The organism is Novosphingobium sp. SG707 (assembly GCF_012275515.1).
GTDB lineage: Bacteria > Pseudomonadota > Alphaproteobacteria > Sphingomonadales > Sphingomonadaceae > Novosphingobium.
Genome location: NZ_JAAZQL010000004.1, coordinates 38,812 through 55,353 on the forward strand (window position 1 = coordinate 38,812; position 16,542 = coordinate 55,353).

Sequence of the window (16,542 nt, forward strand, 5' to 3'; positions counted from 1 at the left end):
GACAGTCCCGCGCCCCTTTCCGCATCAGATGCAAGGGTTCAGATGACGCGCACCTGCACCAGTGTCTGATTGACCAGTTGATAGGCGATTTCGCCAAAGGTAACGGGACCGGCCACGCCGCCCACCGTCCTGCCTTCCAGACCGCCGAACAGATAGTTCAGGATGCAGTTGCACGACCACATCGCACCATCATGGTCATGTTCGGCAAATTGCGCGGCAAAGGCGGAAGGATAATCCTCCACCGGGGCGGCAAAGGCATAATCGATGCCGGGAAACACCGGGGCATAAAGATCCACCGTCTTGTCACCCACCGCGCGCAGCGAGGCATTGATGCGCGCGCCCGAATAGTCGCCCACCAGCGGCAATTGCCCGCCTTCAAACCCGCGCTCGCGGATATAGTCGGCAAACAGGCGCTTTTGCCCGTTCACGATCACGTCATGGGGTGAGAAACTGGCTTCTTCGAAACGCAGGATGTCTACACCGTCGGAGGAGAAGATGTTCACGATCTCGACGATCGGCATCATGCCTTCAGGCAGATGGATCTGCAGCACCGCCGCGCCATCGCTTTGCGCACCGCTGCCCGATCCGTCATAGACATAGGCACCGGCCCCCTCCTCGCCCAGGTCGAAGCCCGCGATCCAGCCCACGGTGGGCTTGAGGAAAGCCAGCGGATATTGGCCCGCTTCCTTGGCAAAGCGCTGATGGGCCTGCGACTGAAACGGCAGGATGGCCAGGGCAAAACCATGCTCGGGCGCTTCCTCGGTGATATCCTGCAGCGCATCGGCGCCGTAATGATGTGAGGTGACCGCGCCCAGGCCCGAGAAATCGGTAACGAAAACCCGCCCGGCATCAATCATTTCGCCGCCCTCGGCAGTCAGGAAATAGGGCGTTGTGCCCCCGATCCAGTTGCCCGCGGGCAGTTGGTCAAGCGCTTCCTTGCGCCCGGCGATGGCCAAAGGCGCGCCCGCGCGGATCAAGGCAATCGCATCGTCCAGCGCAACCAGCGCATTGATGCGCCCGGCCATCGCGTCAGCGAAGTCAGATGGAGCTAAGCTGTGCGATTTCATTGGCCAGTCCTCTTTCCCATTTTACAAAGAAATCATAAACTTCATCAGCTTTTTGCGCGGGCGTGAGCTTGCTCATTTCCAGACGTTGGCTGAGCATTTGCGCGCCCAGATTGGTGGTGCGCAGTTTTTTCAATCCGCCATTGGCCAATTTTTGCCAGCATGGCGCCGATTTGGATGGCAGGGCCATTAGGTTCCCCTTCGCAAGTCTGCACTCTTTGTTGCTGCGCCTGAGTAACCCTTTGGCTTTTTACATTCGGCTGAACACGAACTCGGTATTCCAGCGTATTTTGGAGAATGGGGAAAATCCGCCGCTCTGGGCAATTACCCGTAAAACGCGCCCCAAGGATGTTAAACGCGATTACTGTAAAGGATTTCCGACCCGACCAACCCTTTCGTTTAAAACGCGCTCCTTTTGGAAATCCATTCGTTTAAAACGATTGATCGCAAGGAAAAGAGATGAACGATCCCCGGTCAAACCATCCGAAGAGCGCAACCGAAACCCTCGAATTGAGGGTCGAGTTTTTTGAGGTACAGCACGAGGATTACGGTGCGTTTTCCCGCATCGCCCGATCGCTGCGCAAATTCGCTCCGGCCGCTCTGGACCGTTTCTATGGCCGCGTGGCCAACACCCCGGCCATAGCCAGTTTTTTCCCTACCAGCACTTCGGCCCGCAGCGCGCGCGACAAGCAATATGCCCATTGGGTCGATCTGTTTGAAAAGAACACCGGGGGGCTATCCCAATCCTATTTCCAGCGCGCCAGCCATATTGGCGATGTCCACGCCCGCATCGGGCTGGAGCCGACATGGTACACCGGCGCCTATGCCACGATCCTTCAGGATGTGATCAAGGGCATGGTGGGGCAATCGCTGGCCGGTCGCCTGGGCGGGCGGGCGATGGCGCAGGATATTGCCACGCTGGTGAAACTGGCGATCATGGACATGGATATCGCGCTGGGCGCCTATTTCCGCGCCGAGGAAGCCAAGCGCCAGAGCGTGGTCGACAGCCTTTCCCATGCGCTGGAGGCCATGGCCAATGGCGACATGACCCATTCGCTGACCGACCTGCCGCCCGGCTATGCCAAATTGCAGGAAGATTTTGAGGCCATGCGCCGCGCGGTCAATGCCGCGCTCAATGGCGTCACGGCGGCGGTGGAAACGATCAGCGCCGGTTCGGCCGAAATCCGCAGCGCGTCGGACAATCTTTCAACCCGCACCGAGCATCAGGCCGCCACGCTGGAGGAAACCACCGCCGCGATGAACAGCCTGACCCATGGCATCAGCGATGCCGCGCAAGGCGCAAGCCGGGTCGAGGCCAGCGTCTCCGAGGCGCAGGACGAGGCGCAAAAGGGCAGCGAAGTGGTGCGCGAGGCGGTGGACGCCATGGCCAGCATCGAAAACTCGGCCCGCGAGATCACCCAGATCATCAATGTCATCGACGGCATTGCCTTTCAGACCAACCTCCTTGCGCTCAATGCGGGCGTCGAGGCGGCGCGCGCGGGCGATGCGGGCAAGGGCTTTGCCGTGGTCGCCAACGAAGTGCGCGCGCTGGCCCAGCGCAGCGCCGAGGCAGCCAAGGACATTCGCGGCCTGATCGGCACCAGCGTCGATCAGGTGACGCGCGGCGTCTCGCTGGTCGATCAATCGGGCCAGGCCTTTACGCGCATCACCGGCAAGGTGGCCGATATCGCCAGCCTTGCCATCACCATCGCCAGCCTGAGCCGGGAACAGGCGGGCAATCTGGTGCAGATCAACGAATCGGTGGGCGATATCGACCGCAACACCCAGGCCAACGCCGCCATTGCCGAAGAAGCCACCGCCGCCGCGCGCAGCCTTGCCTCGCAGGCGCAGGAGCTGGCGCAGCTGGTCGCGCGTTTCCGCATCGAGCGCACGGCGGGCAACAGCCTCACCTCGCTGGCCGAGCTGTCGCCCGCCCCGATCCCCCTGCCCCGCGCCAAATCCCGCCCCAAACTGGTCCCCGTGCCGCGCAGCGAGGGCGCGCTGGCCGTTCAACCGACGCCCGAAGCGGCCAATGAAGCCGACGACTGGGCCGAATTCTGAGCATCGGCCCGGCAGGCCCAAAAATCATGGCGCCGATCTTAATTTTTCCCGCCGGTCCCCGTTTCTATCCATGCAGAGAGGAAAAGCCGGAGCCACACCATGCTGCTCAATACGATCGACGATACAGTAGTTTACGTCCCCCGCGCCGAACGTATCAGCTTTGACCTGATGGTCCGCTACCGGTTCGGCGAGGATCGCGGGCCAACCCTGCTCAAGAACCTGACCTGCGGCGGGGCGCGGGTCGAAGGCATCGCGGGGCTGCGCTGCGGAGACAAGGTGACGCTGTGCCTACCCTCGCTGGCGCCCAAGGAGGCGACCGTGGTGTGGCTGATGGGACAGAGCGCGGGGCTGGAATTCGACCGGCCGCTGCATCCCGATATTTTCGAGGAACTGGTGCTGCGCCATGCCAGCCAGCGCGAAAGGTCGGAAACCGACCGCCTGACGCAAATCAACAATCGCTATGACCGCGAGGAAAGCGAAGAATTGCCGAATTGATCAAAGGGGGGCCGCAAAGCCCCCTTTTTCATGCCCGCCGCAACAGAGCGGGCAGCCCGTGCAGCCCCCCCGCCACGATCATGCCGATCGCCAGCCCGACCAGCCCGGCGATCCCCGCGCCCGCGATCCAGCCCAGCGCTCCGCCCGCGGCCATTTCGACTACATGGGCCGCGCCATGCTGCCAATGGGCGGGCGCGGCAAGGCCCAGTTGCTCGGCGCCATGCAACAGGATGCCGCCGCCCACCCACAGCATCGCGGCCGTGCCCACATTGGCCAGCAGGGTGAGCAAGGGCGGCGTGCCCTGCACCAGCGCCCGCCCGATGGTCAGCCGCAGCCCCGTTCCGCCCCGCGCCAGATGCAGGCCGATATCATCCGCCTTCACAATCAGCGCGACCACGCCGTAAACCAGCACCGTAATGCCCACGCCCACAATGCCCAGAATGACCGCCCGCTCGACCAAGGGCTTGTCGGCCACCTCGGCCAGAGCGATGGCCATGATTTCGGCCGACAGGATCAGATCGGTGCGCACCGCGCCCTTGACGCGCGCGGCCTCAAAGGCCTTGCCATCGGCCACCGGCCCGTCGGGCGTTTCGCCATGTCCCTCGCCGCCCAGCTTCTCCAGCAGCTTTTCCGCGCCCTCATAGCTCAGAAACAGCCCGCCCAGCATCAGCAGCGGCGTGATCGCCCATGGCAGCAGCGCCGAGAGCGCCAACGCCACCGGCAGCAGGATCACCAGCTTGTTGAACAGGCTGCCCCGCGCGATACGAGCGATGACGGGCAATTCGCGGTCGGGGGTAAACGAGGCGACATAGGCAGGCGTCACCGCCGCATCGTCGATGACCACGCCTGCCGCCTTGCTGCCCGCCTGCGCCACGCCGGCGGCCATATCGTCCAGCGAGGCCGCCGCCGCCTTGGCAATCATCGCCACATCATCGAGCAGCGCGATCAAACCCACCGACATGTCTTAACAGCCCCCTGCGACAGGCGGCCCGACCATGCCGCCAGAATCAGAAAAATCCGGTCAGATTGAACGACACATAGCGCGTATCGCCGCGCCGTCCATTGGGCGCGTTTTCCATAAACGACCCGCGCGCCAGATAGACGCCATCAAATTCAAAACGAAGTCTTTTCGGCCTGATCCAATAGCGCAGCCGCGTATCGAACTGATGTCCGGCGAAACTGCCACTGCGCCCGGTGGCATCGCGCACATTGGTGGTCGAGAAACTGTCATGGCTATCAGCCAGCCACATGCCGCGCCAGCCGATAAACGCATCCACGCGGGCGCTGGGCGCGACCTCGATCCGCAGGCCGGGCGAGAGGATATTGGCGCGCCCGATGGCATTGTACAGGCCGCTGGGTGCCAGATCGCCGCGGCGGAAACCGAACAAAGTGTCGAAACGGCCATAGGTGCCCGAAGTGCCGTCGCCGCTGGCCCGGTCGAATTCGGCCAGCACATGCGGCTTCCACTTGCCCGCCCAGCTATAGCCCAGATGGGCGCGCACGAAGGTCGCGCTGGCGGTCAGCATGGCGGCGTTGGCGGCGGTGCTGGCGCTGACATGGCCCCATTGATAGATGCCCTCGACCCCGCCATCGACATGGCCGGGGCGCGGGTCCGCGCTGGCGCGCAGGCCCAGATTATTGAGCGAACGGTCGCGCGTGGGGTGGCCGGGCGCGTCGCGCTCGCCAAAATGGATGAAGCTGATTTCGGACAGGAACGGGCTGCCCTTGGCCTGATGCGCCAGCAATCCGCCCGTCAGCGCGATGTTCACATTCTCCGAATCCAGCGCAAAACGGTTGTCGCGCAAGGAAACGCCATCATCGGGCAGACGCAGATGCGGCATCAGATAGATCAGCGTGGACGTATAGCCGCGCGGCATCGCCGTGGTCACAATCGCGCCGGTATAGGAATTGGTGGAATTGCGATAATCGTCCGAGGCGATCAGGCGGCCCGAACCGATGCGCGCCATCATGCGCCCGGCCTGAATGGTGGTCTTGGTGCCCTTGCCGAAGGTGGAGCCCAGATTGGCCATGATATAGGCCTGCGCAGGCTCCATCACATTGACATCATTGGTGGAGAGCGGCGTGCCCGGATTGGCGTTCCATTCGCGGCTGTCATAGATTTCGCCGACAAGCTGGATCGGCCCGTGTTTCCATTCGGCGCGCAAGGTGGTGCGCAGGCCCGGCAACTGGTCGCTGGCATTCACACCTGCGCGCGCCTGGCCCTCGATGGTTTCGTAACGCGCACGAATGCTGCCCGAAATTTGCACGCCGTCATCGGCCCGCGCATCCGCAGACCAGCCCAACAGGCCCAATACGGCAAGAACCCTGAATTTCATCACCCGACATTCCCCCCAATGGGCGCGCTCTCTAGGGGGGCAATGCTACAATCCAAAGCCCTAAAATGCCGGAGGATGACCCCTGCGTAGTTTTATCGGGAGGCTCGTTTCAGAATTCGACATCCAGATCTTCGAACTCCTCGGCCTCGGCCAGCGCGGCCTCGCGCCACTTTATCATCGGCGCCCATGCCGCGATGGTCTGGCAATAGGCGGCGCTGGGCGCGCTCAGGCCCACCGCATAGGAGAGGAAGCGCGTGGTGACGGGGGCATACATCGCATCGGCAATCGTGGGCGCGGCGCCGAAGAGGAACGGACCGCCATATTTGCTCAGACACTCCTGCCAGATCACCTCGATCCGCTCAATATCGGGGCGGGCGCCGGAAAAGACCGGGAATTTCTCGTGCCGCACCTTCAGGTTCATCGGCAGGGCCGAGCGCAGATTGGTAAAGCCGGAATGGATCTCGCCGCTGATCGAGCGGCAATGGGCGCGCGCGATCCGGTCGGCGGGCAGCATCTGGGCCTGCGGGTAAAGCTCGTTGAGATATTCGGCAATCGCCAGCGTATCCCAAACGCTCGCCCCTTCATGCGTCAGGCGCGGCACCAGCACCGATGGGCTGAGCAGCAGCAGTTCGGCGCGGTCGGCCGCGTCATTTTCCACCCGCTGTTCATCGACCTCGAGCCCGGCCAATTGCGTCAGCAGCCAGCCGCGCAGCGACCATGCCGAATAGGTCTTGCTGGAAATGGTGAGCGTTGCCTTGGCCATGACTCGCTTCCTCTCTAGGCTGTTCTCGCTTTTGCAGCATAAACTCTTGCCAAGCGCAATGACGCAGCGCAGCATCACCCTATTATTTCATCCCGGCACTCATGCGAATCATGCACCGGGCGGAAAGATTGGCGGAACCGAACCCATGCTTTATCAGGCCTATCAGACCTATTGCGACATGATGGAGCCATCGCGGCGGATGGCGGCGCTGGCGCTGGAGGCGCGCGACCGCCTGTGGCCATGGGCCGATGTATGGGGCTGGCCGCGCCGGATCCATGCGCTTTGCACGACTCACAAGCTCTCGGCCATCACCCACAGCCGCCCCGCCTTTGGGATTGAGGAGGTGCGGGTGGGCAATGCCCGCGTAGCCGTGCGTGAGGAAATCGCCATTGAGCGCCCCTTTGGCAATCTCATCCATTTCGCCAAGGACGAGGTGATGACGCCCCAGCCCAAGATGCTGGTGGTTGCCCCCCTGTCCGGCCATTACGCCACGCTGCTCTCCCATACGGTCGAGGTCCTGCTGCGCGATCACGATGTCTATCTGACCGACTGGAAGAATGCGCGCGATGTGCCGTTGGCCGAGGGGCGGTTCGGGCTGGAGGATTACACCGATTACCTGATCCATTTCCTGCGTGAACTGGGCCCGCGCAGCCATATGCTGGCGGTGTGCCAGCCCTGCGTGTCGGCGCTGGCCACGGTGGCGGTGATGAGCGCCGAACGCGATCCATGCACCCCGCGCAGCCTGACGCTGATGAGCGGGCCTCTGGATGTGCGCGAGGCGCCCACGGTGGTCAATGAACTGGCTAATGCCAATACGCTGGACTGGTTTGAGGCCAATCTGATCTCGCGCGTGCCTTCGCGGTATAAGGGCGCGGGGCGGCGGGTCTATCCCGGCTTCCTGCAATTGACCGCCTTTATGTCGATGAACCTTGGCCGCCATTTCGGACAATTCCGCAAGCTCTATCAGGCTCTTGTCGACGAGCGTGAGGCCGAGGCGAAGAAGATCGCCGATTTCTATGATGAATATATGGCGGTGCTGGACCTGTCGGCGGAATTCTATCTCGAAACCATCGATCAGGTGTTTCAACAGGCGTCTCTGGCGCGGGGCGAAATGATGCACCGCGGCCGCCGCATTGATTGCGCGACAATCCGCCATACCGCCTTGTTGACGGTCGAGGGCGAGCGCGACGACATTTGTGGCGTGGGCCAGACGGCCGCCGCGCATCAGATGTGCTCCTCGCTGCGCCCCCATCTGCGGCGGCATCATCTGCAGCCGGGCGTGGGCCATTACGGCGTGTTTGCCGGATCGAAATGGGAAAAGCAGGTCTATCCGCAGGTGCGCAATATGGTGCTGGCGATGAGTTGAGCCTATCCGCGCTGCGACTATAGGCGCGCTGTTGCCGGGGCGCACGATCGGGTAAGAGGCGCCCATGCTGAAACTGGACAAGGATGGCGCCATCGCGCGCCTGCTGATCGACCGCCCCGAGCGCCACAATGCGATGAACCTTGCCATGTGGCAGGCGTTGCCGGTTTTGCTGGCGCAGGCAGTGGATGACGCGGATGTGCGCGCGATTGTGCTGACCTCGGCCACGCCGGGCCTGTTCTGCGCAGGCGCGGATATTGGCGAAATGCTGGCCGCGCGTGATGATCTGGCGCTGCGCGCCGCGACGCAGAGCGCGATCAATGCGGCGCAATCGGCGCTGGCGCAATGCCCCAAGCCTCTGGTGGCGATGGTGGATGGCGATGCGATCGGCGGGGGATGCGGGCTGATCCTTGCTTGCCATATGCGGGTGGCAACGGCGCGCGCGCGTTTCGGCATTACGCCCGCGCGGCTGGGGCTGGCCTATCCGCTGCATGATACGGGGCTGCTGGTCGATCTCGTCGGGCCGGGTCAGGCGCGGCGACTGATGCTGACCGGCCAGTTGATCGGGGCGGAGGAAGCGCTGCGCATCGGATTGATCGAGGAGATCGCCGAAAGCGCGCATGACCCTCTGCGCGCCATCGCCGCCAATTCCGCCTTTACCCATAGCGCCACGTTGCACACCATCGCGCGGGTGATCGCCGGGCAAAGGCAGGAGGACGAAGCCTCGCTGGCCCTGTTCGCCTCCGCCTTCGACGGGGCGGATTTCGCCGCTCGCGCCGAGGGATTTTTCAAACGCAAGGGTTAAGGGGCCGAGGGCGCGGATTTTTCATAGCGCGGCCAATGCGTGGTGATTTCCCCCACCACCTTTGACCCGGCGGCATAGAGTGCCTCCAGCGCGGCGGTCATGCCCGAATAGCCCGCATTCTCGCGCGCCATGTTTTCGGCCGCGCCCATGCCCGGCGGGGGCATGGTAAAATTCGACCCCGCGCGCAGCACCATCACCCGATTGCGATCCGCCCTGCCCACCTTGGTCAGATATTCGAGGCTCTGGATAATCCCCGTCTCCTCCATCGCCGAGGTGACGAAAGTGCCCTTGCCATTCGTCCAGTATTTGACCCAGTCGCGGCCCCATTGGGTCATCTTCTCGCCATGCCAATAGGTCATCGCGGCCAGTTGATCGCCCATCATCACGTGGGGCGGCTTCTGGGCTTCGGGGAAATCCTTGTAGAGTTCGCGCTGCGCCGCAATCGAGGCATCGTCGGGCAGTTTCAGATCCTTGGTCAGCCCATAGGCCCATTGGGCAAGCCCGGCGTTGAGCGCGAACATCTCGCCATTGGCCGCCACAGGCGCAGGCCCGGCCAGCGGGTCGCCCTCCACCCTGGTCGAGCCGTGGATCGGGAAATAGCCATATTTCCAGCCCTTGGGGATTTCGCGCGCGTCAATCTCATGCGCCATATCGCCATCGACCAGATAGCGCGCCCATGCCGCGCTGCCCGCCGATCCCGCCGCCGGATCGATACCGGCAATGCCCGCCACCAGCCAATAAGCGTGGGACAGATCGAGCCGCTGATCCAGCCCCAGCGCCAGCGCGGCGGTGGCCGATTTGATATTGCCCATGCCGGTCACAATGCCCAGAACCTGCGTGTCCGGATTGTAATAGAGGTCGTGATAGCCCTGTGGAAAAGGGATTCGCTCGGTCAACTTCGCCCGTTCTTTCCAGAGCTGGAACTCGCCAGGCCGGTCGCCCTCGTCTTTGCCGATTTCAAACAGCGTGACCACCACCACCCGCACCGGCAGATGCGCGGCGCAAGGCGCGGCGGGCGCGCATTTGGCGATTTGCCCCAAGGCGGCGCGCGGAGACACGGGAGCCGCCGCCACCGGCCCCGCCAGAGCAACCGTCAGCGCCAGAAACAAAGCCTTGTAACGGGCCATTACCATAAATCACTTCCCCAAACGAACGGGGCGCGCAGGCCAAAGGTCCGAGCGCCCCGCCCCATCATCAGAACTTGTAAACCACCGAACCCTGCACGCTGCGCGGCTTTTCCGGCAGGACGATGGTCGAGCCGAACAATTCGGTGAAATTGGCGCGGAAATAAGTCGCATCGGTGGCGTTCTTCACCACCACACGGAACAGCCACGGCCCGGTCTTATAACTGGCCGAGAGATCGACCAACGTATAGGCGGGCAGGCGCACCGCCTGCGACTGGCCCGAAAACACCGAATCGAAGGCCGAAGCGCTGACGGCAAAGGCGAGGCCATTGTCGAAAGCATAGGTGGCCGTGGCCGAATAGGTGTTAGTCGGAATGCCCGCCCGGCGCGACTTGTCCATCGTATTGGTGGAGATCAACCCGCCCGGCTGACCGCCAAGGATCAGCGAGGGGTCAACGCCCTTCAAGTCCTCGATGCCAAGGAAGCTGAACGTGCTGCCCGCATTCAGGAAGGACAGGTTGTACACCTTGGTCTTGGTGTAATTGCCCGAAATCAGCAGGTGCTTGTCCACCGACCAGCGCACTTCGGCCTCGATGCCGCGCGTTTCGACCGACTGGTTGACGGTCGAGGACTGGATCGAGAAATCGGTGCGCTTCTGGTTATAGGTGTCGATCGCGGCATAGAGGCGCCCGCCCAGCCACGAACCCTTGATCCCGGCCTCCCACATGCGCGATGCGGTGGTCCATGCATTGCCCAGCACGTTGGAGGTGTAGATTTCCGCACCCTGCCCGGCGATCACCGTCGATTGGCGCGACACCGTGCCATAGGGCACCAGGCCGAAGGGCAGCTTGTAATTGGCGCTCGCGGTCCAGCTCCAGATGCCGTTGGTGGCCGAGGCCGAAGGCGTCACGCCCGCCGACACGCGCAGCTTGCTCAGGTCATTGCTGGTGCGCACGTTGATACTGTCATAGCGGCCGCCCAGCGTGATATCGAGGCCGAACTTGAAATCCAGATCGGCAAGCGCCGCGAAGGCCGCATCGGTGTAATAGCCGCGCACATAGTTTGAATATTCGCAATCGCACTGGGTCGACAGGCGGCGGGCAGAAAGCGCGGTATAGCCCTGAGTCAGATCGACGCGGTGGAAATATTCGAACGTAAAATCATCGCCATGCAGGAAATCGGTATAGCGCACCGAGGGGCTGAGCTGGAGCTGGAACTTGCCCGCGCTGTTCTCGACCGTCTTGGTGGCGACGATCTTGTCCTCGATCACATAGGAATTGTGGAATTGCGAGAAACCATAGGCGTTCTCGTTGATGTTGTCATAGCCGTCATAGAAAAGCTGGTTCTTGATTTCCAGCGTGTCGGACGGGTTCCAGATGAGATCCGCATAAAGCGTGATCGCCTTGTTCCACAGCTTGTCATTCGGCCCGGTCAGCACATTCTTACGGCTGAGCGTGGCGGTGCCGACATTGTTGAGCGCCAGCCAGGGATAAGCGGCAAAGCTGGCATTGGTAACGCTGGTCGGATTGGGGAAGAAGGGGTTGAAATTGCCAACGCTGGTAAATTCGCTGGCCTGGATCAGGCCGTCGCCATTGGTGTCGAGCGGTTTGGCCGTACCGGTGATATAGGTGCCGTTATTGACCAACGCCTGCGTCAGACGGTTCCAGCCGCCGTTCTGCTGGCCCTTGTAATTGTGATACATGCCGCCAAATTCGAGGCGCAGCGTGGGCGTCAGGTCCATTTCAAAACTGGCCTGAAGGATCGTCTGCTTGGTCCCCATATTCCGGTAATAGGAGCCGCTGTCCTCGACCTCGCCATAGAGGCTGTAGCCGAATTCCTTGGAACCCACATGGCCCGGCCCGCGGATGGAGGCGGAGAGCACATTCTTGCTCCAGCTACCGCCGGTGTAGTTCACCTCGCCCTCGGCATGGTCAAGGAACTTGCCCTTGCCCGCACGCGCCGACTTGGGCACGAAATTCATATAGCCGCCGGTCTTGGACGGGCCATAGATCGGCGAGGAAGGCCCGCGCACGATGTCGATCCGGTCCGATGCGCCCAGCGGGGTGGGATAATTGCCCGGATTGTCGAGACGGCGCATCCCCCGGAAATAGATTTCGCCCGGCGTGCCGCGAATATCAAGCGCCCCGCCCACGCCAAAGAACGAGTTGGTGAACACGCCCGGCGATTGCGCGACAAGGTCATAGATCTCGGTCGCGCCGAACCGCTCCATCTGCTCCTTGGAAATGGTCGAGGCCGAGCGCGGCGTTTCCACCAGATTCTTGTTGAAGCCGAAAATCGTGCCGACATCCTTCAGGGGCAGCGCGCCCAGCGAGCCCTGCACGACGATTTCCTTCTTTTCCTCGGCCGGTTCGTCGGCGGCATAGGCGGTGGTCGACAGCACCGACCCGGCCAGCAGAACGGCCGCCAATGTCACGCGACGCAGCCGTAATTTCTCGTTGGATTCCATCATACTTGCCCCCATGTGTGATGGCCGGCCGCGCCCTTGCGCCGCCTGCCCTGTGTTTGTTCCCTGTCCTCTTCCCGATGCCTGTCCGGCTTATCTTGTGATGATCCGCATCATGGCGCCCCGGCCATCCGGTCTCGCTCAAAAGCGTCCCATTCCCGGTCGAGCGCGGCCAGCGCCGCCGCCTTTTCATCGCTCGGCAGGAAAGAATAGGTCAGGCTGTTGCGCGAAGCCTGTTTGAGGTCCCGATAGGTCAGCCCCTGTTCGCGCACGGCGCGGACGTATTCGCCGGTCATGTCGCCGCGCAAAACGCCCGCATCATCCGTGCTGAGCACAAAGGGCACGCCATAGCGGCGATAGAGCCCCAGCGGATGCGCTTCGCCTTTTACGCCGAGGATCACATCATTGCTGGTCAGATTGATTTCGACCGCAATCCCCGCGCGGGCCATGCGCGCCATGATGGTGGCGGCATTTTCCTCTCCGGCAATATCGACGCCATGGCCAATGCGCTGGGCGCCCGCCGCGATGGCCTGCGCGATATGGTCGGTACGGGCCAAAGGCGGCACCTGCGTCGCGCCCAGTTCCCCTGCATGCAGCGTGCGATGAACACGCGGATAACGCGCCGCCAGAAAGCGGATCATCGCCATGTGCAGCGTGTAATCGCGCAGCGCCAGCGGGTGATCCTCGGGCATGACGATGTTGATGCCGACATAGCGCGGATCGCGGTCCGCCATCATGAAGGCCGCCGCCAGCGAGCGAAACACCATGCGCGGCGGAAGCGCCCGCAAGGCCTGAAACAGATAATGCACCCGCACCTTGCATCCGGCCTCGGCCTGCGGCGTGGCGCATTGCAGGATCCGGATCGCCTCCGCCTCGTCGCGGGTCAATTCCGCGCTCGCCTGCGCCAGCAAAGGCTCTATCAGGGCGCGGTCAGCCTCAAAGGCGGCGGCAATATCGCCCTCGCCCATCGGCGCATCGCCCGCCGCCATGATGGCATGGGAAAAGGCGTTGGTGTTGTGATCCAGCTCCAGATAGCCAACCCGGTCCAGCGCGGCATGGCGCCGCACCGAGGCTAGCATCGGCCCGGTCGAGATGGCGGCGATCGGGGCAAAACGCGCAAAGGTCTGAAAGAATTGCGCATGACCCGAACGTTCATTGCGCCCCACGCCCGCCTGCCAGCCGCGCGTCGAGAAACTATCGACCAGCCGGGCATAGGAGGGCGCTTCCTGCCCATCGCGACGTTCAATCCGGCGTTCGCTCGCGCATCCGCCGGGCGGAGGCGGTTCGACGCTCAAGCCATCGGCCGTGACGCAAAAGCCCGCCTGCGCCGCCCAGAGCAGATAATCCTCGGCCCAGATCGCCCCCGACAGGTGGTTATGCAGATCGCCGCCCTTGGGCATGGCGCGCAGGAATACGCGCAATTCGGTCGGGCTCTGCGCCGCACGCGCCATCATCTGCGCCACCGCCGCCTCGCGCTGCGGAGAGGAATGGGCGCGGGCGGCGGTGGTTCCGGCCAGAACCGCGTGAGGGAGGAGCGCGGCCCCGGCCAGTATGCAAAGACCCAAAGACCGGCGCATACGCAAGGTCGAGGCGCCCAACCGCCGCCTGCCACCGGAAATGTTCAAGATTTGTCCCCGTCAAAGGGTCCCCTGACCCCTTCGGCGGCGAATTTAGGGCTTGACGTGCAACAATCAAACGCAATGATTTAGACGCAGCGTTGCAAAAATGAGCGCACCTTTCCCGGAGTCAATCCATGCCCGCCTTCTCCCGTTTCCTGCGCTATTTCATGGTGGTGGGCCGCACCGGCTCCATTCGTAAGGCAGCGGATGAATTGCATGTCTCGGCCTCGGCCATCGACCGGCAAATCCTGAACGCCGAGGCCGAGATCGGTATGCCGCTGTTTGAGCGTCTGCCCTCGGGCCTGCGCCTGACGGCGGCGGGCGAGATCATGATGGCGGCGGGCGGCAACTGGCAAAAATCGCTGGCCGATGCGCGGGCGCGGATCGAGGATCTGCGCGGACTGAAACGCGGCCATGTCGAGATCGCCGTCATCCATGCGCTGACCAAGGGCTATATTCCGCAAGTGCTGTCCGCGCTCCACCGGCGCTATCCGGGCATCACCGTGGCGCTGCGCATATTGGACAGCGCGGCGATGCGCGATGCGGTGGCCGATGGCGAGGTCGATTTCGGCATCGGCTTTGAACCGCAATCGATCCGCGATCTGACGGTGCGCGCCTTTGCCGATGTGCCGCTGGGCTTCATTACTCTGCCCGGCCACCCGATCGCGCAATTGCCCCGCGCGCGCTTTTCGATGGCCGCCGATCTCCCGGTCATCCTGCCCGCGCGGCCTCTGGCGGTGCATGATCAGGTGGCCGTTCTGCAAGGCGCGGCGCAGGTGCCGCTCAACCGCATCTTCACATCCGACAATATCCAGATGATCGCCAGTCTGGTGCAGGAAGGTGTCGGCGTGGGCGTCCTGTCATGGGTCGATGTGGCCAGCGAGGTGCGCGCCGGAACGCTCTGTTTTACCCCTCTGGCCGATCCGATCCTGAAACCTCTGGTGCTGGCCATGACCACGGCCACATCGCGCACGCTGTCCTATGCCGCCGATCTGGTGCTGGGCGAAATCCAGCAGGGGTTTGCCGCACTGGCCTATCAGGAATAGCCCGTTTATCCAGCGCAGGCCGCCGCCAGCAATTTCATCCGCATCTGGCTCAGATTGGGCAGATTGGCCTGCGCAAGCATCGCGCTGTCGGCCGCGCCCACGATGCGGTCCTTGCCATAGCAATTGCCCAGATCGACCGTCTCCTGCGCCACCGCCCGGCCCAGTTTGAGCGAATAGAAGCAGCGCACGGTGGGCATGGCCGGATCGTCGGGGTTTTGGTCCACCACCATCGCCAGCCGATGCGAGGCCAGCAGCACGATCGACCCCACCGGATAGACCCCGACCGCGACAATGAACTCGCGCAGAATATCGGGATCATACGCCCCCGCATCGGCCTGCATCATCTCGATCACGCGGGCCGGATCGGACACGCCATCCCCGTCAAACGGATTGGCCAGATCGTCATAGGCATCACAGATCGCCGCCATCCGGCCCAGCAGGCTGATCCCCTCGCCCGCCACGCCTTCGGGATAGCCCGCGCCGTCCATCCGCTCGTGATGCTCGTAGCAGGCACGCACGACCGCTTCGTCAAAACCGCCCGTCGCCACGAAATCGCGCCCGAACAACACATGCTCGCGCACGGCCCGCTCGGGCAGATCCCTCCAGTCGCCCTGCCATCGCTCGGGCATGGGGAGCAGCGCAATGCCGCTGTCCATCAACAGGCCCGCAAGGCCGGCATCATGCATCTGTTCATGCGACAGTTTCATCTGCCGCCCCAGCGAGATCATCAGCGCCGATGTGGCCAGCGCATGGCGGAACAGATATTCCATGTCGCGCTTGCACCGCATCAAACCGTTGAAGGCATGGGGGTTGCGCTGAACCGAGGCAAAGACCGATTCGACCACCGGGGCCACCACCTCGGGCTGGATCGCCTTGCCCAGCCGGGCCTCGATAAAGGCGCGCGAGATGACTTTGACGCCCATGTCGGCGGCCTGCTCGGCGCGACCGAATTCGCGGGCCATGCTGCGCGGAGTCAGCGCATGGGCGGATTGGCGCCGGTCGGCCTTCTGCTCCTCCAGCAACATCTGGCGCCGCCGCCGGGGCGTGACCGGGGGCAGCGCGGCCAAAGGCTCGCCCTCAGGCACGTCGCATCCACGCGCGGTATCGATTATCACGGCGGCCACATCGCTGGCCCGCAGCCGCGCCAACCGCTCCTCGTCCGTCAGCAGAAACCGCCCCCGCCAGAAGGGATGGCTGAACCAGTTGCCCTCCAGCTTGTGGATGAACATGCCAAGTTGCGCCTGCTGGGGATCAATCCGTTTGAGCATGGGTCTGTGTGGACTTTTGTCTGAGTTGCGACGCGAACTTCGCAATTGGCGACAAATTTCTAAAATCCGAAGGGGCTGGATCTAGGCAGAAACCCTTGTCGGCTGTTGCGCAAAACGAGCGGCCAGCAGCCCTG

At 63.1% G+C, this 16,542-nt stretch carries 14 protein-coding genes; 5 read left to right on the top strand and 9 right to left on the bottom strand.

What is annotated here, in order from left to right; translation table 11 throughout:
• Positions 1 to 38: 38 nt before the first annotated feature.
• Entirely contained in the window at positions 39 to 1,025 is a 987-nt protein-coding gene (locus FHW92_RS12580; RefSeq protein ID WP_246870139.1) for a hypothetical protein, read from the bottom strand.
• A 13-nt stretch (positions 1,026 to 1,038) separates the two neighbouring features.
• Positions 1,039 to 1,254, bottom strand: a complete 216-nt coding sequence (locus tag FHW92_RS12585) for a hypothetical protein (protein WP_168603636.1) — start codon at positions 1,252 to 1,254, stop codon at positions 1,039 to 1,041.
• A 269-nt stretch (positions 1,255 to 1,523) separates the two neighbouring features.
• On the opposite strand from FHW92_RS12585, the gene FHW92_RS12590 reads away from it, so the two are divergent.
• Positions 1,524 to 3,125 (top strand): globin-coupled sensor protein, encoded by a 1,602-nt coding sequence (locus tag FHW92_RS12590; protein ID WP_168603637.1) that lies wholly within the window; start codon positions 1,524 to 1,526, stop codon positions 3,123 to 3,125.
• Positions 3,126 to 3,224: 99 nt separating this feature from the next.
• Entirely contained in the window at positions 3,225 to 3,620 is a 396-nt protein-coding gene (locus tag FHW92_RS12595; protein WP_168603638.1) for a hypothetical protein, read from the top strand.
• Between the two features lie 28 nt (positions 3,621 to 3,648).
• On the opposite strand, the gene FHW92_RS12600 is transcribed toward FHW92_RS12595, so the two are convergent.
• The 3 genes from FHW92_RS12600 to FHW92_RS12610 form a co-directional block, all read right to left on the bottom strand.
• On the bottom strand, positions 3,649 to 4,581 hold the full coding sequence (locus FHW92_RS12600) for a DUF808 domain-containing protein (protein ID WP_168603639.1): 933 nt from the start codon (positions 4,579 to 4,581) through the stop codon (positions 3,649 to 3,651).
• Positions 4,582 to 4,627: 46 nt separating this feature from the next.
• Complete coding sequence (locus tag FHW92_RS12605) at positions 4,628 to 5,956, bottom strand: alginate export family protein (protein WP_210428488.1); 1,329 nt, start codon at positions 5,954 to 5,956, stop codon at positions 4,628 to 4,630.
• A gap of 109 nt (positions 5,957 to 6,065) precedes the next feature.
• Positions 6,066 to 6,719 (bottom strand): glutathione S-transferase, encoded by a 654-nt coding sequence (locus FHW92_RS12610; protein ID WP_168603640.1) that lies wholly within the window; start codon positions 6,717 to 6,719, stop codon positions 6,066 to 6,068.
• A 145-nt stretch (positions 6,720 to 6,864) separates the two neighbouring features.
• On the opposite strand from FHW92_RS12610, the gene phaZ reads away from it, so the two are divergent.
• Together phaZ and FHW92_RS12620 are read left to right on the top strand one after the other, a co-directional pair.
• Positions 6,865 to 8,085, top strand: a complete 1,221-nt coding sequence (phaZ, locus tag FHW92_RS12615; protein WP_168603641.1) for a polyhydroxyalkanoate depolymerase — start codon at positions 6,865 to 6,867, stop codon at positions 8,083 to 8,085.
• Positions 8,086 to 8,149: 64 nt separating this feature from the next.
• On the top strand, positions 8,150 to 8,887 hold the full coding sequence (locus tag FHW92_RS12620; protein WP_168603642.1) for an enoyl-CoA hydratase-related protein: 738 nt from the start codon (positions 8,150 to 8,152) through the stop codon (positions 8,885 to 8,887).
• Here the strand turns inward: FHW92_RS12620 and FHW92_RS12625 are convergent.
• From FHW92_RS12625 to FHW92_RS12635, 3 genes are all read right to left on the bottom strand, one after another.
• Positions 8,884 to 10,014, bottom strand: coding sequence for a purine nucleoside permease (locus tag FHW92_RS12625; RefSeq protein ID WP_168603643.1), 1,131 nt, complete (start codon positions 10,012 to 10,014; stop codon positions 8,884 to 8,886). The genes FHW92_RS12620 and FHW92_RS12625 overlap by 4 nt on opposite strands.
• Before the next feature lie 67 nt (positions 10,015 to 10,081).
• Positions 10,082 to 12,481: a TonB-dependent receptor plug domain-containing protein gene (locus FHW92_RS12630; protein ID WP_172249285.1), complete on the bottom strand. Its 2,400-nt coding sequence runs from the start codon at positions 12,479 to 12,481 to the stop codon at positions 10,082 to 10,084.
• Positions 12,482 to 12,588: 107 nt separating this feature from the next.
• A complete protein-coding gene (locus FHW92_RS12635) occupies positions 12,589 to 14,100 on the bottom strand; it encodes an adenosine deaminase (RefSeq protein ID WP_168603645.1) in 1,512 nt (503 codons plus the stop codon).
• A 128-nt stretch (positions 14,101 to 14,228) separates the two neighbouring features.
• On the opposite strand from FHW92_RS12635, the gene FHW92_RS12640 reads away from it, so the two are divergent.
• Positions 14,229 to 15,140 carry a LysR family transcriptional regulator gene (locus tag FHW92_RS12640; protein ID WP_168603646.1) on the top strand — a complete coding sequence of 304 codons (912 nt, stop codon included), beginning with the start codon at positions 14,229 to 14,231 and terminating at the stop codon, positions 15,138 to 15,140.
• 5 nt (positions 15,141 to 15,145) lie between these two features.
• Here the strand turns inward: FHW92_RS12640 and FHW92_RS12645 are convergent, their stop codons facing one another.
• A complete protein-coding gene (locus FHW92_RS12645) occupies positions 15,146 to 16,408 on the bottom strand; it encodes an HD-GYP domain-containing protein (protein ID WP_210428489.1) in 1,263 nt (420 codons plus the stop codon).
• Positions 16,409 to 16,542 lie beyond the last annotated feature (134 nt).